Annotated in this window: 25 protein-coding genes; 13 read left to right on the top strand and 12 right to left on the bottom strand. The window is 58.1% G+C overall.

Features of this window, described 5'->3' with window-relative positions; translation table 11 throughout:
* Window positions 1-5 precede the first annotated feature (5 nt).
* The 6 genes from KG007_RS00370 to serC form a co-directional block, all read right to left on the bottom strand.
* Complete coding sequence (locus KG007_RS00370; protein ID WP_195460217.1) at window positions 6-1,100, bottom strand: 3-methyl-2-oxobutanoate dehydrogenase subunit VorB; 1,095 nt, start codon at window positions 1,098-1,100, stop codon at window positions 6-8.
* Between the two features lie 3 nt (window positions 1,101-1,103).
* The gene (locus KG007_RS00375; RefSeq protein WP_195460215.1) at window positions 1,104-1,331 is read right to left on the bottom strand and encodes a 4Fe-4S dicluster domain-containing protein; all 228 of its coding nucleotides are present in this window, start codon (window positions 1,329-1,331) and stop codon (window positions 1,104-1,106) included.
* Between the two features lie 155 nt (window positions 1,332-1,486).
* On the bottom strand, window positions 1,487-1,969 hold the full coding sequence (locus KG007_RS00380) for a DUF805 domain-containing protein (protein WP_213346808.1): 483 nt from the start codon (window positions 1,967-1,969) through the stop codon (window positions 1,487-1,489).
* 357 nt (window positions 1,970-2,326) lie between these two features.
* On the bottom strand, window positions 2,327-3,565 hold the full coding sequence (locus tag KG007_RS00385) for a DUF1015 domain-containing protein (protein WP_213346810.1): 1,239 nt from the start codon (window positions 3,563-3,565) through the stop codon (window positions 2,327-2,329).
* A 65-nt stretch (window positions 3,566-3,630) separates the two neighbouring features.
* Complete coding sequence (locus tag KG007_RS00390) at window positions 3,631-4,554, bottom strand: 3-phosphoglycerate dehydrogenase (protein ID WP_195460208.1); 924 nt, start codon at window positions 4,552-4,554, stop codon at window positions 3,631-3,633.
* Window positions 4,555-4,635: 81 nt separating this feature from the next.
* On the bottom strand, window positions 4,636-5,709 hold the full coding sequence (serC, locus tag KG007_RS00395) for a 3-phosphoserine/phosphohydroxythreonine transaminase (protein WP_195460206.1): 1,074 nt from the start codon (window positions 5,707-5,709) through the stop codon (window positions 4,636-4,638).
* Between the two features lie 230 nt (window positions 5,710-5,939).
* On the opposite strand from serC, the gene KG007_RS00400 reads away from it, so the two are divergent.
* The 6 genes from KG007_RS00400 (at window position 5,940) to KG007_RS00425 (ending at window position 11,201) form a co-directional block, all read left to right on the top strand.
* On the top strand, window positions 5,940-6,800 hold the full coding sequence (locus KG007_RS00400; RefSeq protein ID WP_213347324.1) for a YicC/YloC family endoribonuclease: 861 nt from the start codon (window positions 5,940-5,942) through the stop codon (window positions 6,798-6,800).
* 166 nt (window positions 6,801-6,966) lie between these two features.
* Window positions 6,967-7,530: a guanylate kinase gene (gene gmk / locus KG007_RS00405; RefSeq protein ID WP_195460204.1), complete on the top strand. Its 564-nt coding sequence runs from the start codon at window positions 6,967-6,969 to the stop codon at window positions 7,528-7,530.
* Window position 7,531: 1 nt separating this feature from the next.
* Entirely contained in the window at window positions 7,532-8,341 is an 810-nt protein-coding gene (gene nadD / locus KG007_RS00410) for a nicotinate (nicotinamide) nucleotide adenylyltransferase (RefSeq protein ID WP_213346812.1), read from the top strand.
* Window positions 8,342-8,352: 11 nt separating this feature from the next.
* Window positions 8,353-9,336: a D-alanine--D-alanine ligase family protein gene (locus KG007_RS00415; RefSeq protein ID WP_213346814.1), complete on the top strand. Its 984-nt coding sequence runs from the start codon at window positions 8,353-8,355 to the stop codon at window positions 9,334-9,336.
* Window positions 9,333-9,905 carry a DUF3109 family protein gene (locus tag KG007_RS00420; protein WP_195460199.1) on the top strand — a complete coding sequence of 191 codons (573 nt, stop codon included), beginning with the start codon at window positions 9,333-9,335 and terminating at the stop codon, window positions 9,903-9,905. Before KG007_RS00415 ends, KG007_RS00420 begins: the two co-directional genes overlap by 4 nt.
* A gap of 93 nt (window positions 9,906-9,998) precedes the next feature.
* Window positions 9,999-11,201, top strand: a complete 1,203-nt coding sequence (locus tag KG007_RS00425; RefSeq protein WP_195460197.1) for a M23 family metallopeptidase — start codon at window positions 9,999-10,001, stop codon at window positions 11,199-11,201.
* Between the two features lie 109 nt (window positions 11,202-11,310).
* On the opposite strand, the gene proC is transcribed toward KG007_RS00425, so the two are convergent.
* The 3 genes from proC to KG007_RS00440 form a co-directional block, all read right to left on the bottom strand.
* On the bottom strand, window positions 11,311-12,093 hold the full coding sequence (gene proC / locus KG007_RS00430; RefSeq protein WP_213346816.1) for a pyrroline-5-carboxylate reductase: 783 nt from the start codon (window positions 12,091-12,093) through the stop codon (window positions 11,311-11,313).
* A gap of 147 nt (window positions 12,094-12,240) precedes the next feature.
* Window positions 12,241-12,909 carry a YggS family pyridoxal phosphate-dependent enzyme gene (locus tag KG007_RS00435; RefSeq protein ID WP_213346818.1) on the bottom strand — a complete coding sequence of 223 codons (669 nt, stop codon included), beginning with the start codon at window positions 12,907-12,909 and terminating at the stop codon, window positions 12,241-12,243.
* Window positions 12,910-12,978: 69 nt separating this feature from the next.
* Complete coding sequence (locus KG007_RS00440) at window positions 12,979-14,202, bottom strand: WD40-like domain containing protein (RefSeq protein WP_213346820.1); 1,224 nt, start codon at window positions 14,200-14,202, stop codon at window positions 12,979-12,981.
* A gap of 237 nt (window positions 14,203-14,439) precedes the next feature.
* Here KG007_RS00440 and KG007_RS00445 point away from each other — a divergent pair, with 237 nt between their 5' ends.
* The 3 genes from KG007_RS00445 to KG007_RS00455 all read left to right on the top strand — a co-directional run bounded on the left by KG007_RS00445 (window position 14,440) and on the right by KG007_RS00455 (window position 17,857).
* Window positions 14,440-16,137, top strand: coding sequence for a dipeptidase (locus KG007_RS00445; RefSeq protein ID WP_213346822.1), 1,698 nt, complete (start codon window positions 14,440-14,442; stop codon window positions 16,135-16,137).
* A gap of 32 nt (window positions 16,138-16,169) precedes the next feature.
* Window positions 16,170-17,546, top strand: coding sequence for a dihydrolipoyl dehydrogenase (gene lpdA / locus KG007_RS00450; RefSeq protein WP_213346824.1), 1,377 nt, complete (start codon window positions 16,170-16,172; stop codon window positions 17,544-17,546).
* 164 nt (window positions 17,547-17,710) lie between these two features.
* Window positions 17,711-17,857, top strand: coding sequence for an ATP-binding protein (locus KG007_RS00455; RefSeq protein WP_249413200.1), 147 nt, complete (start codon window positions 17,711-17,713; stop codon window positions 17,855-17,857).
* A gap of 49 nt (window positions 17,858-17,906) precedes the next feature.
* Here the strand turns inward: KG007_RS00455 and KG007_RS00460 are convergent, their stop codons facing one another.
* The 3 genes from KG007_RS00460 to truA all read right to left on the bottom strand — a co-directional run bounded on the left by KG007_RS00460 (window position 17,907) and on the right by truA (window position 20,970).
* Entirely contained in the window at window positions 17,907-19,937 is a 2,031-nt protein-coding gene (locus KG007_RS00460) for a sensor histidine kinase (protein ID WP_213346826.1), read from the bottom strand.
* A 68-nt stretch (window positions 19,938-20,005) separates the two neighbouring features.
* Window positions 20,006-20,194, bottom strand: a complete 189-nt coding sequence (locus KG007_RS00465) for a PLDc N-terminal domain-containing protein (RefSeq protein ID WP_195460180.1) — start codon at window positions 20,192-20,194, stop codon at window positions 20,006-20,008.
* Entirely contained in the window at window positions 20,191-20,970 is a 780-nt protein-coding gene (gene truA / locus KG007_RS00470; RefSeq protein ID WP_213347325.1) for a tRNA pseudouridine(38-40) synthase TruA, read from the bottom strand. Before truA ends, KG007_RS00465 begins: the two co-directional genes overlap by 4 nt.
* 153 nt (window positions 20,971-21,123) lie before the next feature.
* On the opposite strand from truA, the gene dapB reads away from it, so the two are divergent.
* Genes dapB through uvrA form a run of 4 tightly spaced genes read left to right on the top strand, consistent with a single transcriptional unit; the run spans window position 21,124 to window position 26,703 of the window.
* Entirely contained in the window at window positions 21,124-21,879 is a 756-nt protein-coding gene (gene dapB / locus KG007_RS00475) for a 4-hydroxy-tetrahydrodipicolinate reductase (protein WP_195460178.1), read from the top strand.
* A 19-nt stretch (window positions 21,880-21,898) separates the two neighbouring features.
* The gene (gene lepB, locus KG007_RS00480; RefSeq protein ID WP_195460176.1) at window positions 21,899-23,251 is read left to right on the top strand and encodes a signal peptidase I; all 1,353 of its coding nucleotides are present in this window, start codon (window positions 21,899-21,901) and stop codon (window positions 23,249-23,251) included.
* A 2-nt stretch (window positions 23,252-23,253) separates the two neighbouring features.
* Window positions 23,254-23,856, top strand: coding sequence for an IMPACT family protein (locus KG007_RS00485; protein WP_195460174.1), 603 nt, complete (start codon window positions 23,254-23,256; stop codon window positions 23,854-23,856).
* Window positions 23,857-23,895: 39 nt separating this feature from the next.
* Entirely contained in the window at window positions 23,896-26,703 is a 2,808-nt protein-coding gene (gene uvrA / locus KG007_RS00490) for an excinuclease ABC subunit UvrA (protein WP_213346828.1), read from the top strand.
* Window positions 26,704-26,762: the final 59 nt, after the last annotated feature.

Consider the following 26,762-nt stretch of genomic DNA (forward strand, 5'->3'; position numbering starts at 1 on the left):
GTCTTCTACTTTTTAATCAGTTTTTCCTTGAGCGCTTCGAGGACTTCATCCGGGTTGAACAGCATGCCGCCCTGACGGCCGTAATGCTCGACGGGAGCCTTGCCGTTCACGGCCAGACGCACATCCTCGACCATCTGCCCGGCATTGAGCTCGGCCGAGAGGAATCCCTTCACCCCGCGGGCTGCCAGTTCGGCCAATTTCTTCTTGGGGAAAGGGTAGAGCGTGATCGGGCGCAGCAGGCCGACCTTCAGGCCCTCGGCGCGGGCCATTTCGACCGTCGCCGAGCAGATGCGGGCCGACGAACCGAACGCCACGATGACGTAATCGGCATCGTCGCACTCGATGGCTTCGTAACGCACCTCGTTCTCTTCGAGCGCCTTGTATTTGTCCTGAAGGCGTTTGTTGATGACCTCCATCTTCTCGGACTGCAATTCGAGCGAGGTCACGATGTTGCGCGGACGGCCGGCAGGTTTGCCCTGCGTAGCCCACGAACCGCACTCGGCCTTCAACTCTTCGTCGGTCTTGCGCGGACGCTGGGGTGCGAGCACCACCTTCTCCATCATCTGTCCGATGGCGCCGTCGGCGAGGATCAGCGCCGGATTGCGGTATTTGAATGCGAGGTCGAAAGCCTCGAACACATGGTCGTGCATCTCCTGCACCGAATTGGGAGCCAATACGATCAGGTGGAAGTCGCCGTGGCCGCCGCCCTTGCAGGCCTGGAAATAGTCGCCCTGCGAAGGCTGGATCGTACCCAGACCCGGGCCGCCGCGCTGCACGTTGACGATCAGGCAGGGCAGTTCGGCGCCGGCCAAATAGCTCAGCCCCTCCGACATCAGGCTGATGCCGGGGCTGGACGACGAGGTCATCACCCGTTTTCCGCTCGAAGCGCCGCCGTAGACCATGTTGATCGAAGAGATCTCCGATTCGGCCTGCAGCACGACCATACCCGTCGTCTCCCACGGTTTGAGTTCCATCAATGTCTCCATCACCTCCGACTGCGGGGTAATGGGGTAGCCGAAATATCCGTCGCAACCGTAGCGAATCGCCGCATGGGCGATCACTTCGTTGCCTTTCATCAGTTTCACTTCCTTCTCTGCCATAGCTTACTCGAATTTTTGACGATAAACCGTAATGCAGCTATCCGGACAAATCACCGCGCAGGAGGCACAGCCCGTACACGCATCGGGATTGGCCATCCACGAAACGGGATAGCCCTTGCTGTTCACCTCGGCCGACAGTGCAAGCACGTCGCACGGACACACGGATACACAGACCCCGCACCCCTTGCAGCGCTCCTTGTCGACAACGATTGTTCCTTTGATTTTTGCCATAACGTCCTAATATTGATAAGTTGCTTACAAATATACGAAATAATCGGATAAAACCCGTCCGGATTGCAACATTTCTTTCGGCAGAAACGACAAACAAGAAGCAGGGTATCCGCATCCGGGCCTGCGAACTCCCTGCATACAAAACCGTTCGGCCGTCACTCGGCCTTCGGGTCGGGACCGTATTTATTTTCGCCCTGCATGCCGGGCGTACAGAACCAAACGAGAAAGACGATGCCCCAAACCAGAAATACCAGGCCGCCGCCACACAGCAGCACCAGCAATCCGACGGGCAGCGAACTGCCCCCGCTGTTCAGAACACTCAGCACACTCGAAAATCCCATAAAGAACAGGGCCATAAACCAAACGAAGCCCAACGCATAATACCATACCACAACGGCGCCGCCGCGACCGATATCGTGCAAACGGCGCACCATTACGGATAGCTGGGGAACGAGCATATACAGTGATAAAAGCCATTTTATCGGGGTGAAAGTCGGACTGAAAAGCAACATGTCCAGAATATTCGCAACCACCAGTAAAATAAAGGAAAAGAGTATGAAATACCAATACTCCTTCCGGCGGGCGCGCCCTTCGAAATTCGCATAATCGGGGCCGAGGCATTTGAGGAACCATTTCATGACGGGATAAATTAAGGGGGAGGGTTAATTTATGTATAAAGATATATAAAAAAACGCATCCCGACGCATCCGGAAGCCTGAATTTTGCATAACGTCCGGCTTTTCGGCGCGGAAAAGTTATTGTAAGCCGAAAATCCCCAAGAGTAGACCCGCCAAACACACGGCAGCATGTATTGTTCAAACTGCGGCAAAGAGATTGCGGACAATGCTTTCATGCCCCCCGCCTGCGGGGCACGTATGTAAAAAAGGTGGTAAAAACAATCGGGGAACTCTGAGGTTCCCCGATTTGTTTTTTCATTTCCGGGCCATACGCCCCTCGCACCGCATGAAAATAAGCGCGAGAATGCCCCTATAAGATTAAAAACGATGGATCACGACACCGGAGCGCAGCTTCGGCTCGAACCACGTAGTCTTCGGCGGCATGATGTTGCCCGTGTCGGCGATGTTGATCAGTTGCTGCATCGAGACAGGGTAGAGGGCGAACGCCGCCTTCATCTCCCCGCTGTCCACACGGCGCTTCAACTCGCCGAGACCCCGGATTCCGCCCACGAAGTCGATTCGTTTCGAGGTGCGCAGGTCCTTGATGTCCAGAACTTTGTCGAGGACCAGATTCGACAGCACCGTAACGTCCAGCACGCCGATCGGGTCGTCGTCGTCGTACGTCCCCGGCTTGGCTGTCAGACTGTACCAGCGGCCTTCGAGGTACATCGAGAAATTGTGCAGGGTCACAGGGCGGTACTCCTCCGTGCCTTTATCCTCGACTGTGAACGACTCTTTCAGCTTTTCGAGAAGTTCGGCGGGCGTCAGGCCGTTCAGGTCCTTCACCACGCGGTTATAGTCGATGATGCGGAGCTGGTTGGCCGGGAAGGTCACCGCGAGGAAATAACAATACTCCTCACAACCCGTATGCCCCGGATTATTGGCGCGGCACTCCTGTCCCACACGCGCAGCGGCGGCCGTGCGGTGATGTCCGTCGGCAACATAGAGCGCCGGAATGCCCGCAAAAATCTCCGTAATGCGGTCGTTGGTCTTCTTGTCGCGGATCACCCACAACTGGTGTCCGAAGCCGTCGTCGGCCGTGAAATCGTACTCCGGAGCGTTGTTTTTCACCACGTCGGCGACAATGGCGTCGATCTCGGCATCGTCGGGATAAGCGAAGAACACCGGTTCGATATTGGCTTTCTGGTTGCGCACGTGGATCATGCGGTCCTCCTCCTTGTCGGGACGCGTCAGTTCGTGCTTCTTGATGGCGCCCGAAAGGTAATCCTCGAAATGGCAGCACATCGCAAGGCCGTACTGCGTGCGGCCGTCCATCGTCTGCGCGTATATATAATAGTACTCTTCGGGGTCCTGGCGAAGCCAGCCTTCGGACTGCCATTTGCGGAAATTCTCAACCGCTTTGTCGTAAACGGGCTGCGAATGCTCGTCGGCGATAGGCTCGAAGTCGATCTCGGGTTTGATGATGTGCAGCAGCGAACGCTCCGTGGCCTCGGATTTCGCCTCGGCGGAGTTAAGCACATCGTAAGGGCGCGAAGCCACCTCAGGAGCGTGCTCCTTCGGGGGACGGACTGCGCGGAAAGGTTTGATACGTACCATATAGTTATCGTTTTAAGTAAAAAAGGCGGGCGTTTCCGCACCCGCCTTCTTTCATAGATTATCGACTATTTGTTGACCTGGAAACGGGTGTTGCCGTTTTTCAGGAAATCCACGATCTGGCTGGCTGCCGCAAGACCCGCGTTGATATTGGCCTCGGCGGTCTCGGCGCCCATCTTCTTCGCCGTAGCGAAAACCCGCTTGCCGAACTTCTCGTCCAGCTCGGCCTGATTGCCGGCGGCGATGTCGGTGATGTATTTCAGGTCCTCGCGTTCGGTCATGGCACGCACTACACCCGCTTCGTCGATCACCTCCTTACGGGCAGTATTCACCAGCGTCGCACCCTTGGGCATCGACATCAGCAGATCGTACCCGATCGAGCCTTTGGTCTCGGCCGTGGCGGGAATGTGCAGCGAAAGAAAGTCGGAAACCTTGTACAGTTCCTCGACCGTCGCCACCTTCTTCACGCCGTCGGCTTCGAAAACCGCATCGTCGGTGATGAACGGATCGAAAGCGACAACATTCATGCCGAGCGCCTTTCCCTTGCGGCCTACCAGCTTGCCGACATTGCCGTAGGCGTGGATGCCGAGGGTCTTGCCCTGGATTTCGGAACCCGTACCCGGGGTAAAGCGGTTGCGCGACATGTAGACCATCATGGCCAGCGCCAGCTCAGCGACAGCGTTGGAGTTCTGTCCCGGGGTGTTCATCACCACGATGCCCCGCGCCGAAGCGGCTGCGAGGTCCACGTTGTCATACCCCGCACCGGCACGTACCACGATCTTGAGGTTTTTAGCCGCTGCAATGACCTCGGCAGTCACCTTGTCGCTGCGGATAATCAGCGCGTCCACATCGGCTACGGCTTCGAGCAGTTGGCTCTTGTCGGTATATTTTTCGAGCAGCGCCAGTTCGTATCCGGCGTCCTCCACGATCTTACGGATTCCGTCCACGGCCTTTTTGGCGAAGGGTTTCTCCGTTGCAACCAGTATTTTCATAGTTTCGATCAATGACGTGAAATAAATATCCTGTTCTTTTTTTGTCTCCCGCATAAACGGGACGATCGTCGGACACATAAATTATTTCTTATGCGTCTGGGCGAACTCCTGCATGCAGGCCACCAACGCCTCGACGCTCTCCTTCGGGAGGGCGTTGTAGCACGAAGCGCGGAAACCGCCTACCAGACGGTGGCCCTTGATGCCGACCATGCCGCGGCCCTTGGCAAAAGCCATGAACTCGTCGGCCAGGCCTTCGTAACCCTCGGCCATCACGAAGCAGATGTTCATCAGCGAGCGGTCCTCCTTCACGGCCGTACCGCGGAACAACGGGTTGCGGTCGATTTCGTCGTAAAGCAGGGCGGCCTTCTCCTTGTTGCGGCGGTAAATTTCCGGAACGCCGCCGATCGACTTGAGCCACTTGAGGGTCTCCTTGAGCACGAAGATCGGGAACACGGGAGGCGTATTGAACATCGAGTCGTTGTCGACATGGGTACGGAACGACATCATCGTCGGCAGGTCGCGCACGATCTTGTCGAGCATGTCCTCGCGGATGATGGCGAACGCCACGCCGGCAGGAGCCAGGTTCTTCTGCGCGCCGCCGTAGATCATGGCGTATTTCGAAACGTCGAGCGGACGCGAAAGGATGTCGGACGACATGTCGGCGATCAGGGGTACGGGCGACGAGAGGTCCTCGTGGTACTCCGTACCGTAGATCGTATTATTAGAGGTAATATGCAGATAATCCAGATCGGCCGGAATCGCGAAACCCTTGGGAATATAGGTAAAGTTCTTATCCTCGGACGAAGCCAGCACTTCAACTTCGCCGTAACGTTTCGCCTCCTTGATGGCCTTCTTCGCCCAGACACCCGTATTCACATAACCGGCCTTCTTACCCAGGAAGTTAGCGGGAATCTCAAAGAAATAGGTACTAGCACCGCCGCCCAGATAGATGATCTTGTAGTTGTCGGGAATGTGGAGCAACTCGCGGAAAAGGGCGTCGGCCTCGGCCATCACGTCCTCGAAATCCTTCGTCCGGTGCGAGATCGAAAGCAGCGAAAGACCCGATCCGTTGAAATCGAGAATTGCCTTGGCTGCATTTTCGATGACCTCGTCCGCCAGAATGGAAGGTCCCGCATTGAAATTGTGCTTTTTCATAATAATTTCGTATGTGATTTGAATGATCTAACTCCTAACTGTTAGTTTACTAACACAAATATAATTAAAAAAATTTTATAATTACAAAGATAGCCAAATAAATTTCACTCGCCGCCAATAATACGTCTATTTTTGGATAGTTTTTATTAATTTTGCCGGGAATAAACCCCGGCCCGGGCAGCCAGCGCTACCTTTGCCGAAACTTAAGATCATCGTCTATGGTAAAATCCATGACCGGCTTCGGCAAAAGCGAAGCCACACTCCAGAATAAGAAAATTTCGGTCGAAATCCGCTCCCTGAACTCCAAGCAGCTGGATCTCGGGCTGCGGCTCCCGGCCGTTTACCGCCAGTCGGAATACGAAATCCGCAACGTCATTGCCCGCACGATCCAGCGGGGCAAGGTCGACGTTTTCGTCAACGTCGAGTCCCAGGCCGTCGAAACGTCGGCCCGCATCAACCGCGAAGTATTCCGCGAATACCTCCGCCAGATGACCGACACGCTGGCGTTCTCGGGCATCGACGCCGACTACGACGCCATCGTTCCGGTGATCATGCGCCTTCCGGACGTGGTGGCCACCGAAGCCGAGGCCATTCCCGAAGAGGAGCATGCCGCGCTGATTGCAGCCGTGGAGGCCGCCGCAGCCCAGCTGGATGCTTTCCGCGCGCAGGAGGGCGCCATCCTGATCGCCGACCTGCTGCGCCGCGTGGAACTGATCGAGCAATACAAGGAAGAGGTCGTACCGTTCGAGAAGGCCCGTACCGAAACGGTCAAGGCCCGTATTCTGGACAACCTTTCGAAACTGGCCGTCGACGTGGACCGCAACCGGCTGGAGCAGGAGATGATTTTCTACCTCGAAAAACTCGACATCACCGAGGAGAAAGTACGCCTCACCAACCACTGCAACTACTTCCGCGAAGTCGCCTCCGCCGAGGAGGGCGCCGGCCGCAAACTGGGTTTCATCGCCCAGGAAATGGGCCGCGAAATCAACACCATGGGATCGAAGGCCAACGAACCGAACATCCAGATCCTCGTCGTCAAGATGAAGGACGAGCTGGAGAAGATCAAGGAACAGGTACTGAACATATTATAAAGCATATAACCGTTCGCATCGAAAAGCAGCCCGGCCGGCCGTACTCACGGCTTTCAGCCGTGTATGCAAGTCTGACCCTCCCCTAAATCCCCTCCTCGGAGGGGACTTAATGCCGCTTTGCGGCAAGCCGGGAGACCTGGCGCCGATGCGGAACAACACATTCGCAATGGGTAAGGTAATCATATTTTCAGCCCCGAGCGGGTCGGGCAAGACCACTATCGTCCGCCAGTTGCTGGAACGCTATCCGCAGCTCGAATTTTCCATTTCGGCGACCAGCCGCGCACCCCGCGGCCAGGAACGCGACGGAGTGGATTACTACTTCTTTTCGCACGAAGAGTTCATGAAGGCCGTGGCCGAAAATCGCTTCGTAGAGTGGGAGGAGGTTTACAAGGGAACCTGTTACGGAACGCTGCGCAGCGAAGTGGAACGCATCTGGTCCAAGGGCCACGTGATCGTCTTCGATGTCGACGTGATCGGCGGCATCAACCTCAAGCGTATTTTCGGCGACGACGCCTGCTCGATGTTCATCATGCCGCCCTCGGTCGAGGAACTGCGCCGCAGGCTCGTTGCCCGCGGCACGGACGCCCCGGAGGTGATCGACCGCCGCGTGGCCAAAGCCGAGTTCGAACTGACGAAGGCCCCGGAATTCGACCACGTGATCGTCAACGACTGCCTTGACGACGCCGTATGCGGCACATGCAACGTCCTCGACCAATTCATTATGCGGTAGGATGAAACGCGTCATGCTTTACTTCGGGTCGTTCAACCCCGTGCACAAAGGCCACATCGCGCTGGCGGAATATGCCGTCACGCAGGAGCTTTGCGACGAGGTCGTGCTTGTCGTTTCACCCCGGAGTCCCTACAAGGAGGCCGCGGAACTGGCTCCCGAAATGGACCGTTTCGAGATGGCCGAGATCGCCTGTGCAGCCTCGGAATACCCGGACAAAATCAAACCTTCGGCCATAGAGTTTCTGCTCCCGAAGCCCTCATACACAATAGATACCCTGCGTTACCTCCAGCAAAACTTCGGGTCGGAGATGCAATTTTCGATCCTGATGGGCAGCGACCAGATCGCACGGCTCGACGGCTGGAAAGAGTATGAAAAAATCCTCGAATATCCCGTTTACGTCTACCCGCGCCGCGGCGAGCCCGCCGCCGGGTTCGAAGGCCGTATCACGGTGCTCGAAAACGCTCCGTTGCAGGATTTTTCTTCGACCGACGTTCGCGAACGGATCGGGCGGGGCGAAGACATCGGCGGAATGCTCGACGAAGGCGTCGCCGCCTATATCCGCCGCAAAGGGCTATGGAGCCCCGCGGTGCGCATTATGACCCTCACGGCACAACTCGCAGCCGATCCGGAGAACACGGCGCTCTACATCGAGCGCGGAAAACTCCATTACCGGATGGGGGAGTGGGGCCCGGCCCTCAACGACTTCAACAGCGTGCTGCGTATCGATGCAGAACACGTCGAAGCGCAGCAGTTCGCCCAAATGGTGCAGGAGATACTCGAATTCCGATACAAAGACATCTACAATCCCTGAAATAGAACAGAATGACACGCCTGAAGATAGCCCTCCTGGCGGGCGGAGACTCGCCCGAACGGGAAATAGCCCTCCAGAGCGCCGCCCAGATCGAAGCGGCTCTCGACCACACGAAATACGACATCACGGTCATCGACCTCCATCACCGCGACTGGCATTATACGGCGCCCGACGGCCGCATGTGGCAGGTAGACAAGAACGACTTTTCGATTACGATAGACGGCGCACACAAGGTGTTCGACTATGCGCTGATCATCATCCACGGCACGCCCGGCGAGGACGGCAAGTTACAAGGATACCTCGACATGATGGGCGTTCCCTATTCGTCGTGCTCGATGACCTCGTCGGTCATCACGTTCGACAAGATCACCACCAAACGGACGCTCGCAGGGCGCGTCAACCTCGCCCGCGAGGTGTTCCTGCGGCGCGGCGAAGCATTCGATACGGAAAAGATCGTCGCAGAACTGGGCATGCCCCTGTTCGTGAAACCCAATGCCAACGGCTCGTCGTTCGGCGTGACGAAAGTGCACGCCCCGGAGGAGTTCACCGCGGCCGTCGACGCGGCATTCGCGCAGGGCGATGAAATCCTCGTCGAAGAGTGCATCACGGGGCGCGAAATGGGTTGCGGCATGCTGATCGCCGGAGGAAAGGAGTATGTTTTCCCGATCACGGAAATCGTTTCCAAGAAAGACTTTTTCGATTACCAGGCCAAGTATACCGCCGGATATTCCGACGAAATCACCCCTGCGGACATCACGCCCGAAGTAAAGGCCGAACTGAACCGCATGACACGCGAAGCCTACCGGACCTGCCGCTGCTCGGGAGTCGTAAGGGTCGATTTCATCGTAACCCCTTCGGGAAAGCCCTATTTCATCGAGTTGAACTCGATTCCCGGCATGAGCGGGGGCAGCATCGTCCCCAAGCAGGCCCGCGAAATGGGTATGTCGCTCGGGGAATTGTATGACATCATCATCGCTGACACGTGCCGCAAATGATTGAGATCGACGATAAAATCGTAAGCGCCGACCTGCTGCGCGAGTGTTTCGCCTGCGACATCGCGCAATGCAAAGGAATCTGTTGCGTCGAAGGCAACGCCGGGGCGCCGCTCGAAGCCGAAGAGGTCGAGATACTCGAACGCGAATATCCGGCTTACAAGCCCTACATGACGCCCGAAGGCATCGAGGCCGTCGAACGGCAGGGATTCATGGTTATCGACGAAGACGGCGATTTGACAACACCGCTCGTCGGCGACGCCGAATGCGCCTACACCTACGAAGAGAACGGAATAACGCTCTGCGCCGTCGAGAAGGCGTGGATGGAGGGTAAGACCGCCTTCCGCAAACCGATTTCGTGCCACCTCTATCCCATACGCGTGATGCGTTTTTCGAACGGTACGGTGGGGCTTAACTACCACCGCTGGTCGGTGTGCGCACCCGCCCGGAAATGCGGCGCCAAGCTGGGCATCCCGGTCTACAAAGCCCTCCGGGAGCCGATTATCCGCCGCTTCGGCGAGGAGTTTTACAAAGCGCTGGAGACCGCCGAAGATTTACTGCGCAAACAATAACGTTGGCGAGGCGGCCAACAGGGCCGGCGGCGGCGACAACGTCACGGCGGTCGTCATCCGCAGAAACAACTGATCAGACAACAACAAGAGACTATGAAAAAATACATCCTTACAGGCATCGCCCTCTCGCTGGTTTTTACCGCGATGGCCCGCAAACCGAAAAACACGCGGACGCAACCCGCCGCGACACCCAGCGAAATCGCTGCGGCCGACTCGCTCCGCTCGGTTGCGTCCCGCCAGGCTGCACTGATCGACTCGCTGCAAAGCATCCTCTACATCGCCGATCAAAGCGCCGGGAAAACCGAAGCCGCAGAACCCGTTCCCGCCGCAGTCGTCGACCCGGAGCAGGCCGCAGCGGATTCCGTCGCAGCCCTGCGCCTGCGTTTACAGCCCAAGGAGATCGAATCCATCTTCGATACCAACGGGCTCACGGTGATCGACACCCTCTCGACCGAGAACGACGCCGTGCAGGTGATCCTTTACAGCAACAACTCCTGGAAATATGTCCTCAACCGCGAGGTGGCCAAGGACAGCACGATCTTCGAAAAATACTGGGACACGACGACGCTCTTCCCGTACAAGGATGTCGACATGTCGGGCATGCCCAAATCGGTGGTCATCGACCTCGTGGATTCGCTGACCAGCTACCACTGCCCCTATCAGGGCTCGGTGCATCCGCGCGGCAAATACGGTCCGCGCCGCAGGCGCCAGCACCAGGGCGTCGACCTGCCGCTCAAGATGGGCGATCCGGTTTACGCCACTTTCTGCGGCCGTGTGCGCATCTCGGAATACAACAAGGGCGGTTACGGCAACCTGGTGATCATCCGCCACGACAACGGGCTGGAAACCTACTACGGCCACCTGTCGGAACGCATGGTCGAACCCGACCAATGGGTCGAGGCGGGACAGATCATCGGCCTGGGCGGTTCGACGGGACGTTCGACGGGTCCGCATCTCCACTTCGAAACCCGCTATTACGGGCAGTCGTTCGACCCCGAACGCCTGATCGACTTCAAGAACGGAACGCTGAGCCGCGAAACGTTCCTGCTCAAAAAATCGTTCTTCAGCATCTACTCCAACGCCGGACAGGACTTCGACGACGAGATCGCCAACGAGGAGCTGGACAAGAAGGAGGCCGCCGAAAAAGCCGCCATGCAGTACCACCGCATCAAGTCGGGCGACACGCTGGGCGCCATTGCCCGCCGTTACGGCACGACAGTGACGAACATCTGCCGCCTGAACGGAATCAAGTCGACCACGATCCTGCGGCTGGGCAAAAGCCTGCGGGTACGATAGGACGAATCCTCGGCCTCAACAGAAAGCGCCGGACTTTTCGAAAAGTCCGGCGCTTTCTGATAACACCCGGGGACGAAGTAGCCGGAGAACGGCCAAACCTGCGCCCCTGTTATTTTTTGTTCTGAATGGCGTCGACAGCGTCGATCACCGCACCACGGAAGCCCTTGCGTTCCAGTTCGGCAACACCCACGATCGTCGTACCGCCGGGCGAGCAGACCGCGTCCTTCATCGCCCCGGGATGCAGTCCCGTTGCAAGCTGAAGTTTTCCGGTCCCGACGATCATCTGGCTTGCCATGCGGTAAGCGTCGGCGCGGGGAATGCCGTGTTTGACGCCTGCATCCCCGAGCGCCTCGATGAACATGGCGACAAACGCCGGGCCACAGCCGCAGACGGCACTCGAAATGTTGAGCAGGGCGGTATCCATTTGCAGCACGAGACCGATTTTCGACAACAACGCCTTCACCTCCTGCCACTCCGCATCCGAAAGCGAATGGCGGCGTTCGCAGACGACGATGCCTTCGCAGACCGAAACCGGCGTATTGGGAATCGTACTCAGATGGCGTGTGCCGGGAGCGAGTACACGTTCGTAGTCGTCGAAAGTAACGCCGGCGGCTACCGAAACAACGATTTTTCCGGCCAGCAAATCCTTAACGGGCGCAAGCACCGCTTCGACCTGGTAGGGCTTTACGGCGACGATCACCACGTCGGCAAACCCGGCGACCGCCGCAGCATCGTCGAAAGCACGGAAACCCTGCGGTTCCGTATTACGCTGCAATTTCGCACGGTCGCGCGCGCATGCGCCGATATCCCCGGGCTGCACAGCCCCCGAGCGGACAAATCCGCCGGCCATGGCCTGCGCCATATTTCCGAATCCGATAAAACCGATATGCATATCTGTAAGATTTAGTTTATTTTTCAGAGTTTCTCCGTTCCTGCCGGTCACTGGCCGCCTTCGGCGCCGTTTACAAGGCCGGCCTTCTCCTAAATCCCCTCCGGGGAGGGGGCTTGCCGCATCGCAACCGGGCATCTGGCCAAATACCTATTTCGAATAATCCCGATCGCCGAAAATCAGCGAGCCGACACGCACCATCGTCGAACCGCACTCGACGGCCAGCGGGTAGTCGTGCGACATGCCCATCGAGAGGGTGTTGAACCGGGGCCCGAAGTAGGGTTGCAGCAGGTCGAAACAGCGCTTCAACTCCTTGAAATCGCGGCTTATCGCTTCGCCGTCATCGGTATTGGTGGCGATGCCCATCACACCGCGCACGCAGATATCGGGCATCTGCGCAAACGGCGCCGTACGGACGTACTGCATCAGTTCGGCCATGTCCCAACCCGTTTTGGTCTCCTCCTCGGCGACATGGATTTCCAAAAGGATTTCGAGCGTCCGCCCACACTTGGCCGCCTCCCGCTGGATGGCTTCAGCCAGCCGCGCGCTGTCGACCGAATGGATCAGTGCAACGAACGGTGCGATGTATTTGATCTTGTTGGTCTGCAGGTGGCCGATCATATGCCACTCGATATCCTTGGGCAGGGCTTCGTATTTTTCGCGCAGTTCCTGCGGACGGCTTTCGCCGAAAATGCGGTGACCGGCATCGTAGGCCTCGCGGATCATCTCCGCGGGATGGGTTTTCGACACGGCGACCAGCGTGACATCTTCAGGCAGCGTTTGCCGCACGAACGACAGTTGACAAGCTATTGACGACATAAGTTTCTCTGTTTTCCCGGTAAAAATACGCAAAATTCGTACAACACGAAACAGGCCCGGGAAAAATCGCTATTTCGCCAGGACGATTTCCGAGCAGCCGAACGCTCCGGGAAGCGTCCGCTGCGTCTTCTTCAGCGCATCGTAAACATGAATCCGCCGCTGGCCGCCTGTCTCGCAAAGCAGGTAAATCTCCAGTGTATTTTCATCGGGAGCGTACTCCGTTACCGAAAGCACCGTACCCGGGACTTCGGCCAGCGTTTCACCGAAAAGGCCGTCCCCGGCGGTATCGAACAGCCGCAACTGCGTTTTACCCTCCGCCGAAACGGCATAGCCCCCGACCTGGACCAATTTCTCCGGTTCGGCCGCCGAAGCAGCCACCGTCCAGAAAGGAATCATCGCATCGGCCTCGACGGCCTCGCCCGCCCCCGCTCCGCCGTAAACCGCCAACACCAGCGGAGCGCAGGTCCCGTCGGCATTGCGTAGCGCCAGCAGCAACCTGGATTCGACCCGGACAAACGGCCGCCCGACGATCGTACGCACGACCTCTTCGGGCAGCGTCCATAGAACCGGCGAAGGGGAATAGCTGCGCGTCGCGGTCTGCATGGTCAGCATCAGGCGTTCTCCGTCGTAGCCCAGGAAACCGAGGGCGGAGTCGGATACCTGCCCGGCAAACAGGCAATCCCCGAACCCGAAATCGTTCCAATAGCGCATCGTGAGGTCGACGCCGACCATCGAACCGGAGTAAACGCCGAAAATCCAACCCGAGCCGGGAATGCCCACCGTGCAGGCGAGCCCCTGCCCGACGCCGAGCGTTTTGACCCGCGTTTGCACACCCGTCGCCGGGTCAATGCGGTCGATCAGGGTTTCGTCGGTATCGACTGCCGAAATACCATAGAGCGCCGCGGCCTTCGGGAGTCCGTCGGCAACACGGATTTTACCCAACGCCATCATCCGGCCTCCGCGGAACAACAGCACCCGGACCGTCGAAGCAGGGTAGTGCCCCGGGGCCAGGAACGTGATGCTCGCAGCCGTGCGCGAAGTTATAACGCCCCACACGCCTCTGGCTGAACCGTTCGGGGCGAACGATTCGGCTCCCTCCTCCCAGTAAACCTCGAACATGATCCGGTCGTCGGCCTCGAACCCCCGGGCCGAGACAGTCACTTCGTCCCCCGGTGTAAAGACCTGCGATTGGGACGGCATGACGATGTCGGTCACGAAGACGAGGCGCTCGTTCTTGTCGGCGCAGGCGCACAGAATCGTCCCGAAAAGCAGCAACAGCAAAGATTTCTTCATACGAATAGTCTGATAAACAATTTCTTACCTCCACACCGGGGGGGGGTAAATCCGGGATACGAGACCTTCGTATCCAATTACAAATATAGCGTTTTTTTACTGTTTCCGAATAGGTTCCGATCTTTGACGCCGTAACGACGCTTTTAGCAGCCGGAAAGGTTTTGCCCGGCCGTATGCAATTCGGGTTTGCACCCATCCGACTTTTTTATTATCTTTGGTGTCAAAACCTGAAAAACAATGAAAAAACTCCGATTGATTCTTGCAGCGACTGGCGTACTGGCATACGGCGCGGCATCGGCCTGCACCAATTTCATCGTCACCAAAGGAGCTTCGACCGACGGTTCGGTGATGGTCACCTACGCGGCGGATTCCCACGCGCTCTACGGCGCACTTTACCACACTCCCGCCGGCAAATACAAGGCCGGAACGATGCTTCCCGTTTACGAATGGGACACGGGCCGCTACCTCACGGACATCCCGCAGGTGAAGGAGACCTATTCGACCATCGGCAATATGAACGAGCATTCGCTCATCATCGGCGAAACGACCTACGGAGGACGCCGTGAACTGGAGGATTCGACAGGCCGCATGGACTACGGATCGCTGATCTACATCACGCTCCAGCGAGCCAAAACAGCCCGCGAGGCCATCGGCGTGATCGCCGAACTGGCCAACACCTACGGCTATGCTTCGAGCGGCGAATCGTTCTCGATCGCCGACCCCGACGAAGCGTGGATCATGGAGCTCATCGGCAAAGGCTGCAAACTCGACGCCAAGGGTGAAAACACCCGCAAGGGCATTGTCTGGGTGGCACGCCGTATTCCCGACGGCTATGTTTCGGCACACGCCAACCAGGCCCGCATCACCACCTTCCCGAAGGACGATCCCGAAAACTGCCTCTACTCCCCGGACGTGGTTTCGTTCGCCCGTGAGATGGGCTACTACGACGGCCCGGACGCCGATTTCAGCTTCTGCGACGCCTACGCACCGCTCGATTTCGGCGCACTGCGCGCCTGCGAAGCCCGCGTGTGGGCCTTCTTCCGCACGGTGGCCGACGACATGGATCAATATGTCGACTATGCGATGGGCCACAACAAGGAAAACCGCATGCCGCTGTGGGTGAAACCCCGCGCAAAAGTATCGCCTAAAACGGTCTTCGACTGCATGCGCGACCACTACGAGGGAACCCCGATGGACATGACCACCGACATCGGCGCGGGAGGCCACAACTGCCCCTACCGCTGGCGGCCGATGGAGTTCGAGGTGGACGGCGTGAAATATGTCAACGAGCGGGCTACGGCCACCCAGCAGACCGGATTCTGGTTCGTGGCGCAGGCCCGGCCCGGTGTAACGGACGACATGGGCATCCTCTGGTTCGGCGTGGACGACGCGGCGACCTCGTGCCTGACGCCGATCTTCTGCTCGGCGCAGGAGGTTCCCGAGTGTTTCCGCGAGGGCAACGGCTCGATGCTGGAATATTCGCCTACGTCGGCGTTCTGGCTCTTCAACCGCACGACCAACTTCGCCTACATGCGCTACGACATGATCGCGGCCGACATCCGCAAAGTCGTGGACAAATGGGAAAACGAGATGCTGGAGAACGTACAGCAGGTCAACGCCCGGGTGGGCCGGATGTCGCCCGCGGCGCGGCGCAACTACCTCACGCAGCTGAGCGTGGAGACGGCACAGCAGCTTTTCGACCGCTGGCAGAAACTCAACGGCTACCTGCTGGTGAAATACGTCGACGGCAACGTGAAGAGCGAACACGGCGACGTGCTGTCGTTCCTCGACGGCGAAGGCGGTCCGGCGCACTTCGTGGACAACGGCAACGGCAAGCAGATTCCCGATAAAATCCAGTTCCCGGGTTACAACGAGAAGTGGAAGCGCGCCGTGGCGGCCGACAACGGCGAGACCCTGCGTGTAATCAAGGAATAAAGGTTTGTTGCGCGACATATAGACAATTCGTTATGAAATACGACATCATCATCGTGGGCAGCGGCCCGGGCGGTTATGTAGCGGCGATACGCGCTGCGCAGTTAGGTAAAAAGGTGGCGCTCGTGGAGCGTTCGGAACCGGGAGGCGTCTGCCTCAACTGGGGCTGCATCCCGACCAAAGCCCTGCTCAAAAGCGCACAGGTATACGGCTACTGCAAAAACGCAGAGCACTACGGGCTGAAATTTGCAGGCGAAGTGAAACCCGACCTCGAAGCCATCGTGGCACGTTCGCGCGGTGTGGCCGAAACCATGTCGAAAGGCGTGCTGTTCCTGCTGAAAAAGAACGAAATCGACCTGATCGCCGGATTCGGACGCCTCACGGCCCCGGGGAAACTCGACGTGGACGGAACGGAATACGAGGCCGACCACATCATCCTCGCCACAGGGGCGCGTCCCCGCGAAATGCCGTTCATGCCCATCGACGGAGCGCGCGTGATCTCCTCGCGGCAGGCGCTGACGCTCAGCCGGCTGCCCGAATCGATGATCGTAGTGGGTTCGGGAGCCATCGGCAGCGAGTTCGCCTGGTTCTATGCCGCACTGGGTGTCAAAGTCACCGTCATCGAATACATGTCCCGCATGATGCCGCTCGAGGACGAGGAGGTGTCGAAGACCATGGAACGCGCGTTCCGCAAGCTGCGTGCGCAGGTACTCACATCGACCACTGTAAAAGCCGTGAAAATCAATGCCGAAGGAATCTGCGAAGTAGAGACGGAAGGCAAGAAAGGCACGGAAACGCTCAAGGCGGAAATCGTGTTGTCGGCCGTGGGCATCAAATCCAACATCGAAAACATCGGGCTCGAAGCAGCGGGCGTCGCCGTCGAACGCGACAAAGTCCTCGTGGACCGGTTCTACCGCACCAACGTCCCGGGCGTCTACGCCATCGGCGACATCGTGCCGGGTCCGGCGCTGGCCCACGTAGCCTCGGCCGAAGCCATTTGCTGCGTGGAAAACATCTGCGGTCTCAACCCAGCCCCAGTGGACTATTCGACCATCCCGTCGTGCATCTTCACGCAGCCCGAAGTGGCGTCGGTCGGCATGACCGAGCAACAGGCGCAGGAGCGCGGCATCGCCTACAAAGCAGGGCGTTTCCCCTTCACCGCATCGGGCAAGGCGACGGCCGCCGGCGACCGCGACGGATTCGTCAAACTGCTCTTCGACGAAGAGGACCGTCTGCTGGGTGCACACATGGTCGGCGCATCGGTTACCGAAATGCTGGCCGAACCGACGCTGGCCCGCGCCTTAGGCGCTACGGCCCACCAGCTAGCCCGCACGATCCACGCCCATCCGACGATGAACGAAGGCGTCATGGAGGCTGCCGAAGCCGCCCTGGGAGCTGCAATCCATCTATAAAAACAAGTTTCCCACCGTTAAAGGAGAATTTCTGCCGAAATTCTCCTTTTTTTTGTTTTGCTGCCGAAAAGCAGTATATTTACAAGCAATTTAGGCTACTGCGAACAAAATGCGTCACATCCTTCTGCCGGCGATTTTTTTACTGGCTCTGCTTCAAAACTGTTTTGCCGGGGGAACTCCTCTACAAGAAGGGCGGCGGCCTGGGACTTTACCTGAGTAAAATCATTATCCGCAGGCTCTCGGGGTCTATTTTCATCGACCCGGACTACACCGGCGGAACCCGGATGATAGTCATCCTGCCCCTGAAATAAAAAAGAGGTCCCGGAATATTCCGGGACCTCTTCATTTATATGGTTCCTTTTACACGGCCAGTACCACAACGAAGCGGGCTCCCCGGGTATAAGAGGTGTCGAGACGTATTTTCCCGCCCGACTTTTCGGCGATCAGCCGGCAGAGGCTCAGTCCCAGTCCGAGACCCTGCGCGAAAGGATCGGCTTTGTAGAAGCGTTCGAAGACCTTTTCTGCATCAGCCGCGCCGATACCGCAGCCGGTATCGGTCACCGAGATAGCCAGCATGCCGTTTTCGACGCGGCTGCACGCGATTGTCACCGATCCCGCCGGGGTAAATTTCACGGCGTTTTTGAGCAGTTCACGGATCAGTTCCGTCACATAACCGCGGTGGAGCGGAACGACAATCTCCGGTTCTGCGAAATCCGTCCGGTATTCGACGCCTTCCTTCTGGGGAAGGCGTTCGACTTCGGTGCGGATAATCTGGCAAATATCCATCGGAGTCCGGGGCAACTCCTCCAGGGTATTATCCAACTGCGAGACTTCGAGCATGTCGTTGATCAGCGCGGTGAACAGTTGGGTATTGTCGCGGATGATCTGCGCGAACTCGGAGCTCTCCTCCTTCGAAAGGCCGCCCTCGGCGATCAGTTCGGCAAAGCCGTTGATGGCGTTCAGCGGCGTGCGTATTTCGTGGCTCATCGAGCCCATAAAGTCGCGTTTGAGGCGGTCGCTCTCCAGCGCACGGTGCGACTCGATGCGGAGTTTGTTCTGCAAATGTTTGATATGGGATAGGTTACGCCACAGGTAAACGACGGCTATGATGGCGAATACAAGAATGACGGCAATGAACCACAGCATGTTACGGCGTTTCTGGGCCAGCAGCAGCGCCCGGTCGCGCTCGGCCTTGTCCAGCCCGTACCGGACCTCGAGTTCGCCGACACGCTGGGCATATTGCTGTGAAGAGAGGGAGTCGCGCACGCCGATCACATCGCTGTATGCCCGGCATGCCTCCTCGTAGTGCCCCATGCGCTCGTAAAACTGCGCCCGCCGGACATACATATCCGCCAACTGGGCCGACAGGCCGTTGGGACGCGAAATCAGGATCAGCGAGTCGTTGTAACTCATCGCCTTGTCGTAATCGCCCCAATGTTCGTAGTAGGAAACACTGATCAGGTAGAACCAGTATTTGTCGAGCAGCATATTGTCCTCCGACTGCGAATCCTCCACGAAACGGCGGTAACGGTCGTAATAGACCTGCGCCTGCCGGCGTTCGATCAGCGGCGAAGTACACATCGCATAGTAGCATGTCAGGTAGGACATCTCCTTGGGAATGTAAGGACGGCGCCGCGCGACCTCCGGATCGAGGTAATAACTGTCGAGCATCGCCAGGTAATCGTCGGCAGTACGCACCAGTGCGTCACGGTCCCCCTTCGAACCATAAACCGAAATCAGACAGGTAATGAGGTTGGCATGGAAATTCCGGCGCGCCGTGGGCTTCATCTTCGGCAGCAGAGCCATTTCGTCGACCCAGTAGGGGAGTCCGCGCTCCATGTGCATCTTACCCTCGGCCGAGCCCAGTTTATAGGCGGCGATACCTTTCAGGAAAAGCTGCGAAGCCTCCTCATAGATCGTCCGCGGCGGACAAGAACGGATCGAATCGACGTAATTCTGGCTGAGCCGCACGGCCTCCTCCGTTCCGGCGACCTGAATCCGGCGTGCGACATCCACCATGCGGTAATAGGCCGGAAGTCCCTCCATACTGCTGCCTTCCAGCAGCGGCTCCACCTCCCGGAGCACGATTTCGAGCGAATCGGCCGCCTCGGGGCGGGCAATGTAGTAGGAGGCCAGCGAACCGAGCGAGGCTCCGGCGGCGAAAGGATCGCCAACAGCACGAGACTCCGAAAACAACCTGCGCGTATAGAACATTTCATCCCCGGAGGAATCGGTAAGATCTTTGAGATTCAGCAGGATATCCACTCGTTTTCGGGCATCGTCCTCAACGGCATATGCACCTTCGAGCGAGTCGATCAACCGGTCTTTGGGAAACGCGGATGCCGAGGCAGTACAGCCGACGCAAAGCAGCACCCACAGCAATTTATTCATAAGCAGGGAATTGGTTTTCAAAAGTAGGCAAAAAAAGAGAGGTTCACAAATCTGAACCCCTCTTTTTGCTACTTGAACCACTCCTGCAAGTGGTCGCGGCCGTAGAAGTAGTAGACCGCAAGTCCCAGCCAACTGGTAAGCAGCACCACGATAGACGTGATGACCTTACCGGCCGTGGAGATGTTCTTTTTGAAAATGTCGAGCACGCACCAGATGGCGCACACGAGGCCGATCAGCCAAATAATCGTTCCTATCATAACAATTTGTATTTAGAAAAACATTGAGGTTCGAATATGTCCGCCGGGTAGACCACGTCGCTCAGGAACAATCCCTGCGGCGGGGCTCCGCCACTCGACCGCGACAAGTCGCGGCTCTCGACGATCGCACGGAACTCATCGGGCGTATAACGTCCGCGGCCCACGTCGACCAGCGTACCGACCAGCGACCGTACCATATTGCGCAAAAACCGGTCCGCACGGATCGTAAAACAGAGGACGCCCTGTTTATCAACCGTCCACGCGGCCTGCTTCACATGGCAGATATTGGTCTTGTTGTTGGAGTTGAGCTTGGCGAAGGAGGTGAAATCGTCGAATCCGGGCAGCATGGCCGCTGCTTCGTTCATACGCACTATATCGAGCGGCACGTAGTATTGCCAGGTCGTACCGCGCGTAAAGGGATTCTTACTCGGTTCGATGTAGTAGCGGTACTCGCGTTCACGGGCGCTGAAACGCGCATGGGCTTCGTCCGCGACAGGTGTCACCGAGCCGACGGCGATACTCCCCGGAAGCAGGAAGTTAAGTTTGTAAACCGTCTGTACGGGGTCCGCAACGGGTTTTACGGTATCGAAATGCGCCACATAATAAGATGCGTTGACGCCCGTATCGGTGCGCCCGGCTCCCACGACCTCGATCGGTTCGCGCAGCAGGGTAGCGAGCGCCCGTTCGAGCGTCTGCTGCACCGAAGGCTGATCGGGCTGCCGCTGCCAGCCGCAATAGGCTGCACCGTCGTATCTCAGTTCGAGGAAATAGCGCATGTGGTAATGGTTTCTGCTCACAAATATACAAAAAATTTCCTCCGGTATAACTTCCCGGCATCTTTCCGGATTCGGGTATACTATAATACCTGCCGCCGCGTTTAGATTTCAAATAAATTCGTATCTTTGCGGAACGCTCAAAACAAGACAACCATGAAAGCAGCAATCATAGGATACGGCAAGATGGGCCGTGAAATCGAACGAATCCTCAAGGAAAGAGGGCACGAAGTGGCTCTGATTATCGACACGGACAACGCGCACGAACTCAACGCCGCACATCTGGCGGATATCGACGTGGCGCTGGAGTTCACGATGCCCGAGACGGCATACGGCAACATCCGCACCTGCATCGAATGCGGCACGGCGGTGGTGAGCGGCACGACGGGCTGGACCGAGCGCCTCAAAGAATTGCAGAAGTTGTGCAGCGAACGGGGCGGAGCGCTGTTTTACGCTTCGAACTACTGCCTGGGGGTCAACCTGATGTTCCGCCTCAACCGGCAACTGGCGGCGATGATCGACCGCGTGGGCGGTTACGACGTACGCATCGAGGAGGTGCACCACACCCAGAAGAAGGACGCTCCGAGCGGCACGGCCATCACGCTGGCCGAAGGCATCGTCGAAAACCTCGGCCGCAAGCAGGGCTGGGTCAACCTGGCTCCGGGCATCGAGCATGCCACAAACCGCATCGAACGCAGCGGGGAAGCCCCTGCCGACCGGATCGAAATCCGTTCCGTGCGCGAAGGCGCGGTTCCGGGTATTCATACCGTGACCTACGAATCGGAGGACGACGTGCTGGAACTGAAACATACGATCAAGAACCGCCGCACGCTGGCGATGGGGGCCGTCGTAGCTGCCGAATTCCTCTGCGGCAAACAAGGAGTCTACTCGATGGACGACCTGCTGAAATAATTGAAATAACCGATATAAAATGGGCAAGATCAAAGATTTACTTCATAACAAATGGGTCGGCTTTTCGCTGGCAGCATTGCTTTATACGCTCTGGTTCGTAGTCTGGACGGGAAACCTCTGGATGCTGCTGGGACTGCCGGTCATCTTCGACCTCTACATCACGAAGTTCTTCTACCGCTACGTGTGGAGCCACAACGCGAAGATGTGCCAGCGCAGCAAAACCTATAAAACGGTATACGAGTGGGTCAACGCCATCATTTTCGCGACGGTCGTGGCGACGCTGGTGCATATTTTCGTCTTCCAGATGTACGTTATCCCCACCTCGTCGATGGAACGGACGCTGCTGATCGGCGACTACCTCTACGTGAGCAAGGTGACTTACGGACCGCAGATGCCCAACACGCCGCTGTCGTTCCCCTTCGTGCACCACACGATGCCTTTCTCGCAGACAAAAAAATCGTTCTCCGAAGCGATCAAATGGCCTTACCACCGCCTCAAGGGCCTCAAGCCGATCCGCCGCAACGACGTGGTGGTCTTCAACTTTCCGGCGGGCGACACGGTGCTGCTCGAAAACCAGAATGTGACCTATTACGACACGCTGCGCAGTTTCGAGGAGTCGTTCGGCAAGACGGAAGGGCGCAAACGCCTCAACGAAAAATACACGGTAATCAGCCGTCCTGTGGATAAGCGCGAGAACTACATCAAACGTTGCGTGGGGATTCCGGGCGATTCGCTCGAAGTCCGCAACGGACAGGTGTGGGTCAACGGAGAACCGCAGGAACCGATCCCCGGCATACAGTTCAACTACGTCGTGCAGACCTCGGCGCCCTTCACGCAATATGCCATCGACAACCTCGGCATCCGGGATTACAGCGGTTACGGTTCGGGCTACTACATGAACCTCACGAATGAACTCGCCGAGAAGGTCAAGGGCCTCAGCAACGTCATTTCGGTCAACCGCTACATCTATACCCCCAACGACGAAGTGTTCCCGCATTGGGGCGCTCCCCGCTGGAGCCAGGACAATTACGGTCCGATCTGGATTCCGAAAAAGGGCGATACGGTACAGCTCACCGCAGAAAACCTGCCGCTCTACCGTCGTATTATCGAAGCGTATGAAAACCACACGCTCGAAGAGCGCGACGGCGTAATCTTGATCGACGGCAAAGAGGCCACGGAGTATACCTTCGGCATGAACTATTATTGGATGATGGGTGACAACCGCCACAACTCGGCCGACTCGCGTTTCTGGGGCTTCGTCCCCGAGGACCACATCGTGGGCAAGGCCTCGTTCGTCTGGCTGTCGCTCGACGCGAACAAGAGTTTCCCCTCGAATATCCGCTGGGAGCGGCTCTTCAGAAAGGTACGATAGGCGTGGCCGGCGACAGTTACCGAACCGTCGCGGCTCCTGCCGAAGCCGCCTGCAGGGAGCGGAGCAGCAAGTTCCTCTCCTGGATTTACCCTGTGCAGACGGAGGAGGAGATTCGCGAGCGACTCGACGCGCTGCGTAAAAAATATTACGACGCCACACACCACTGTTACGCCTGGCGGCTCGGCCCCCGCGGCGAAGCGTTCCGCTCCAACGACGACGGGGAACCGTCGGGGACAGCCGGCAAGCCGATCCTGGGACAGATGCTCTCGAACGACATCACGGACTGCCTCGTGGTCGTGGTCCGCTACTTCGGCGGCACGAAGCTGGGGGTTCCGGGACTGATCGCAGCCTACAAGGAGTCGGCGGCCGAGGCCATCGCAGCGGCCGAAATCGTAGAAATGACGGTAGACCGCACGGTCCGGGTGGATTTCCCCTATGTGGCGATGAACGACATCATGCGGGTCGTCAAGGAGGAGCAGCCGCGCATCGCGGAGCAGACCTTCGACAACCTCTGCACCATGCGCCTCACGATCCGCGAAAGCCGCGCGGCGGCACTCATTGAAAAATTAACGAAAGCAGGCGGCAGCATAGGCAATGAAAATTGAGCTGCACCTGCGTGCAAACCGGTCCAGCAAGCATAGAAAATGGAAGAACACAAAAACTCCATATATATAAAAGGAGCACGGGTCCACAATCTCCGCAACATCGAGGTTGAAATTCCGCATAACAAACTCATCGTCATAACGGGCCTCTCGGGTTCGGGCAAATCGACGCTGGCCTTCGACACGATTTTCGCCGAAGGACAACGCCGCTACGTCGAGAGCCTCTCGGCCTACGCCCGCCAGTTCCTCGGGAAGATCAACAAGCCCGACGTGGACATCATCACGGGCATCGCACCGGCCATCGCCATCGAGCAGAAGGTCAACACGCGCAATCCCCGTTCGACCGTGGGGACGACGACCGAAATTTACGATTACCTCAAACTGCTGTTCGCCCGCACGGGACACACCTTTTCGCCCGTCTCGGGACAGGAGGTGCGCTGTTTCAGCGTGGACGACGTGGCGGCCTACGTCCTCGGCCACGACGGAGAACGGGTGGCGATCGGGGCTCCGCTGGTGCTCGGTCAAGGGCAGGGTATCATCGAAAAACTGACATTGCTGCTCTCGGAGGGTCTGATGAGGGTCTACACGAACGGCGAAGTGCGGCTGATCGAGGACGTACTGCCCGGAATCGGCCCCGACACCAAGGCCGACGAGATCCGGATCATAGTCGACCGCATGCGCGTCGCCGCGGACGACGACTCGCAGACCCGCATCCGCGACTCGGTGGCCCGCGCCTTTTCCTACGGCGACGGCATCTGCGAGATCGTGACCGACGAGGGCGTAAGGGAGTTCTCGTCGCGCTTCGAGGCCGACGGCATCGAGTTCGAACACCCCTCGGAACACCTCTTCAGCTTCAACAACCCACTGGGAGCCTGTCCCCGGTGCGAGGGTTACGGCAAAGTGATCGGCATCGACGAAGACCTGGTGATTCCCGACAAGAGCAAGACCATCTACGAGGACGCCATAGCCTGCTGGCGCGGCGAGACGATGCGCAAATGGAAGCAAAAACTCGTCGAAAACGCCTATAAATTCGACTTTCCGATCCACACACCGTTCCACGAACTGACGCAGGAGCAGAAACGCCTGCTGTGGCGCGGCAACGAATATTTCCACGGACTCGACGAGTTCTTCGCCTACATCGACTCGGAGCGGCGCAAGATTCAGTTCCGCGTGATGAAGGCCCGCTACACGGGCAAGACCACCTGCCCCGAGTGCGGCGGCTCGCGCCTCAGGAAAGAGGCACAGTATGTACGTGTCGGCGGCAAGACGATCGCCGACCTGGTGACGATGCCCGTGGACGAGCTGATCGTTTTCTTCAATGCCATCGAACTGGACGAACACGACACGAAGACCGCATCGCGCATCCTCGTGGAGATTCGCAACCGCCTGCAATACCTCGCCGACGTGGGGCTGGGTTACCTGACGCTCGACCGGTTGTCGTCGACCCTCTCGGGCGGCGAAAGTCAGCGCATCAACCTCTCGACCTCGCTGGGCAGCAACCTCACCGGTTCGCTCTACATCCTCGACGAGCCATCCATAGGCCTGCATCCGCGCGACACGAACCGCCTGATCGGCGTACTGAAACAGTTGCGCGACCTGGGCAACACGGTGATCGTCGTGGAGCACGAAGAGGAGGTGATCCGCGCCGCGGACTGGATTGTCGACATCGGCCCCAAGGCGGGTTACAACGGCGGCGAAGTGGTCTTCAGCGGGACGTTGCCCCAACTGCTGAAAAACAAGAAAAGCCTCACGGCCGATTACCTCACGGGCCGGCGCGAAATAGCCGTCCCCACGACTGCCCGCGGGTGGAGCAACTCGATAACCGTCAAAGGCGCACGCGAGAACAACCTCCGCAACATCGACGTACGGATTCCGCTGGCGGTGATGACCTGCATCACGGGCGTCAGCGGCTCGGGAAAATCGTCGCTGGCAAAAGGAATTCTCTACCCGGCGCTGCGGCGCCTGCTCTACGACACAGGCGTAAAACCCGGCGACTTCGACGGTCTGACGGGCGATGTCCAGATGCTGAAATCGGTCGAGATGGTCGACCAGAACCCCATCGGCAAGTCGTCGCGGTCAAATCCGGTGACTTACATAAAAGCATACGACGAAATTAGAAAACTCTACGCCGACCAGCCCTATGCGCAGCATACGGGCGTGGGAGCTTCGGCCTTCTCGTTCAACATTGCCGGAGGGCGCTGCGAGGAGTGCCAGGGCGAAGGCGTGATCAAAGTGTCGATGCAGTTCATGGCCGATGTCGAACTGGTTTGCGAGGCGTGCGGCGGGCGGCGTTTCCGCGATGAAATACTGGAAGTGAAATACCGCGACAAGTCGATCTACGACGTGCTGGAGATGACCGTGGACGACGCCATCGCCTTTTTCGGCGAAGACAGCAAGAAAAACGCCACCTGCCGACGGATCGTCGAACGGCTGCAACCGTTGCAGGACGTGGGGCTGGGCTACATCAAACTGGGACAGTCGTCGTCGACGCTTTCGGGCGGCGAGAGCCAGCGTGTGAAACTCGCCTCGTTCCTCACGAAGGACTCGGCGCAGGGCGGTGTCATGTTCATTTTCGACGAACCGACGACGGGACTGCATTTCCACGACATTTCGAAACTGCTGGCAGCGTTCAACGCCCTGATCAAACGCGGCCACACGATCGTGATCGTCGAGCACAACATGGACATCATCAAATGCGCCGACTGGGTCGTGGACCTCGGACCCGAAGCGGGTACGGCGGGCGGACAGGTCGTATTCGAAGGCACGCCGCGCGGACTGGAACAGTGCCCCGAAAGCCATACGGGGCAATTTTTGGAGCTGCGCTCCAAACTAATTAAGAATGAAAACTGAAAAATTAAGAACTGCCGTACACATGCGCAAGAATAGCCGCGCGGCCCAATTTTTCATTT

The organism is Alistipes montrealensis (genome assembly GCF_018362775.1).
GTDB lineage: Bacteria > Bacteroidota > Bacteroidia > Bacteroidales > Rikenellaceae > Alistipes > Alistipes montrealensis.

Coding starts and splice junctions, on each gene's coding strand:
- KG007_RS00440 (WP_213346820.1), bottom strand. CDS start 14,202: ATGAAGAAATCTTTGCTGTTGCTGCTTTTCGGGACGATTCTGTGCGCC.
- KG007_RS00420 (WP_195460199.1), top strand. CDS start 9,333: ATGATTGAGATCGACGATAAAATCGTAAGCGCCGACCTGCTGCGCGAG.
- proC (WP_213346816.1), bottom strand. CDS start 12,093: ATGCATATCGGTTTTATCGGATTCGGAAATATGGCGCAGGCCATGGCC.
- KG007_RS00400 (WP_213347324.1), top strand. CDS start 5,940: ATGACCGGCTTCGGCAAAAGCGAAGCCACACTCCAGAATAAGAAAATT.
- nadD (WP_213346812.1), top strand. CDS start 7,532: ATGAAACGCGTCATGCTTTACTTCGGGTCGTTCAACCCCGTGCACAAA.
- KG007_RS00390 (WP_195460208.1), bottom strand. CDS start 4,554: ATGAAAATACTGGTTGCAACGGAGAAACCCTTCGCCAAAAAGGCCGTG.
- KG007_RS00435 (WP_213346818.1), bottom strand. CDS start 12,909: ATGTCGTCAATAGCTTGTCAACTGTCGTTCGTGCGGCAAACGCTGCCT.
- KG007_RS00465 (WP_195460180.1), bottom strand. CDS start 20,194: ATGATAGGAACGATTATTTGGCTGATCGGCCTCGTGTGCGCCATCTGG.
- KG007_RS00425 (WP_195460197.1), top strand. CDS start 9,999: ATGAAAAAATACATCCTTACAGGCATCGCCCTCTCGCTGGTTTTTACC.
- dapB (WP_195460178.1), top strand. CDS start 21,124: ATGAAAGCAGCAATCATAGGATACGGCAAGATGGGCCGTGAAATCGAA.
- KG007_RS00415 (WP_213346814.1), top strand. CDS start 8,353: ATGACACGCCTGAAGATAGCCCTCCTGGCGGGCGGAGACTCGCCCGAA.
- serC (WP_195460206.1), bottom strand. CDS start 5,709: ATGAAAAAGCACAATTTCAATGCGGGACCTTCCATTCTGGCGGACGAG.
- KG007_RS00385 (WP_213346810.1), bottom strand. CDS start 3,565: ATGGTACGTATCAAACCTTTCCGCGCAGTCCGTCCCCCGAAGGAGCAC.
- KG007_RS00375 (WP_195460215.1), bottom strand. CDS start 1,331: ATGGCAAAAATCAAAGGAACAATCGTTGTCGACAAGGAGCGCTGCAAG.
- uvrA (WP_213346828.1), top strand. CDS start 23,896: ATGGAAGAACACAAAAACTCCATATATATAAAAGGAGCACGGGTCCAC.
- lpdA (WP_213346824.1), top strand. CDS start 16,170: ATGAAATACGACATCATCATCGTGGGCAGCGGCCCGGGCGGTTATGTA.
- KG007_RS00460 (WP_213346826.1), bottom strand. CDS start 19,937: ATGAATAAATTGCTGTGGGTGCTGCTTTGCGTCGGCTGTACTGCCTCG.
- KG007_RS00445 (WP_213346822.1), top strand. CDS start 14,440: ATGAAAAAACTCCGATTGATTCTTGCAGCGACTGGCGTACTGGCATAC.
- KG007_RS00370 (WP_195460217.1), bottom strand. CDS start 1,100: ATGGCAGAGAAGGAAGTGAAACTGATGAAAGGCAACGAAGTGATCGCC.
- truA (WP_213347325.1), bottom strand. CDS start 20,970: ATGCGCTATTTCCTCGAACTGAGATACGACGGTGCAGCCTATTGCGGC.
- gmk (WP_195460204.1), top strand. CDS start 6,967: ATGGGTAAGGTAATCATATTTTCAGCCCCGAGCGGGTCGGGCAAGACC.
- KG007_RS00380 (WP_213346808.1), bottom strand. CDS start 1,969: ATGAAATGGTTCCTCAAATGCCTCGGCCCCGATTATGCGAATTTCGAA.
- lepB (WP_195460176.1), top strand. CDS start 21,899: ATGGGCAAGATCAAAGATTTACTTCATAACAAATGGGTCGGCTTTTCG.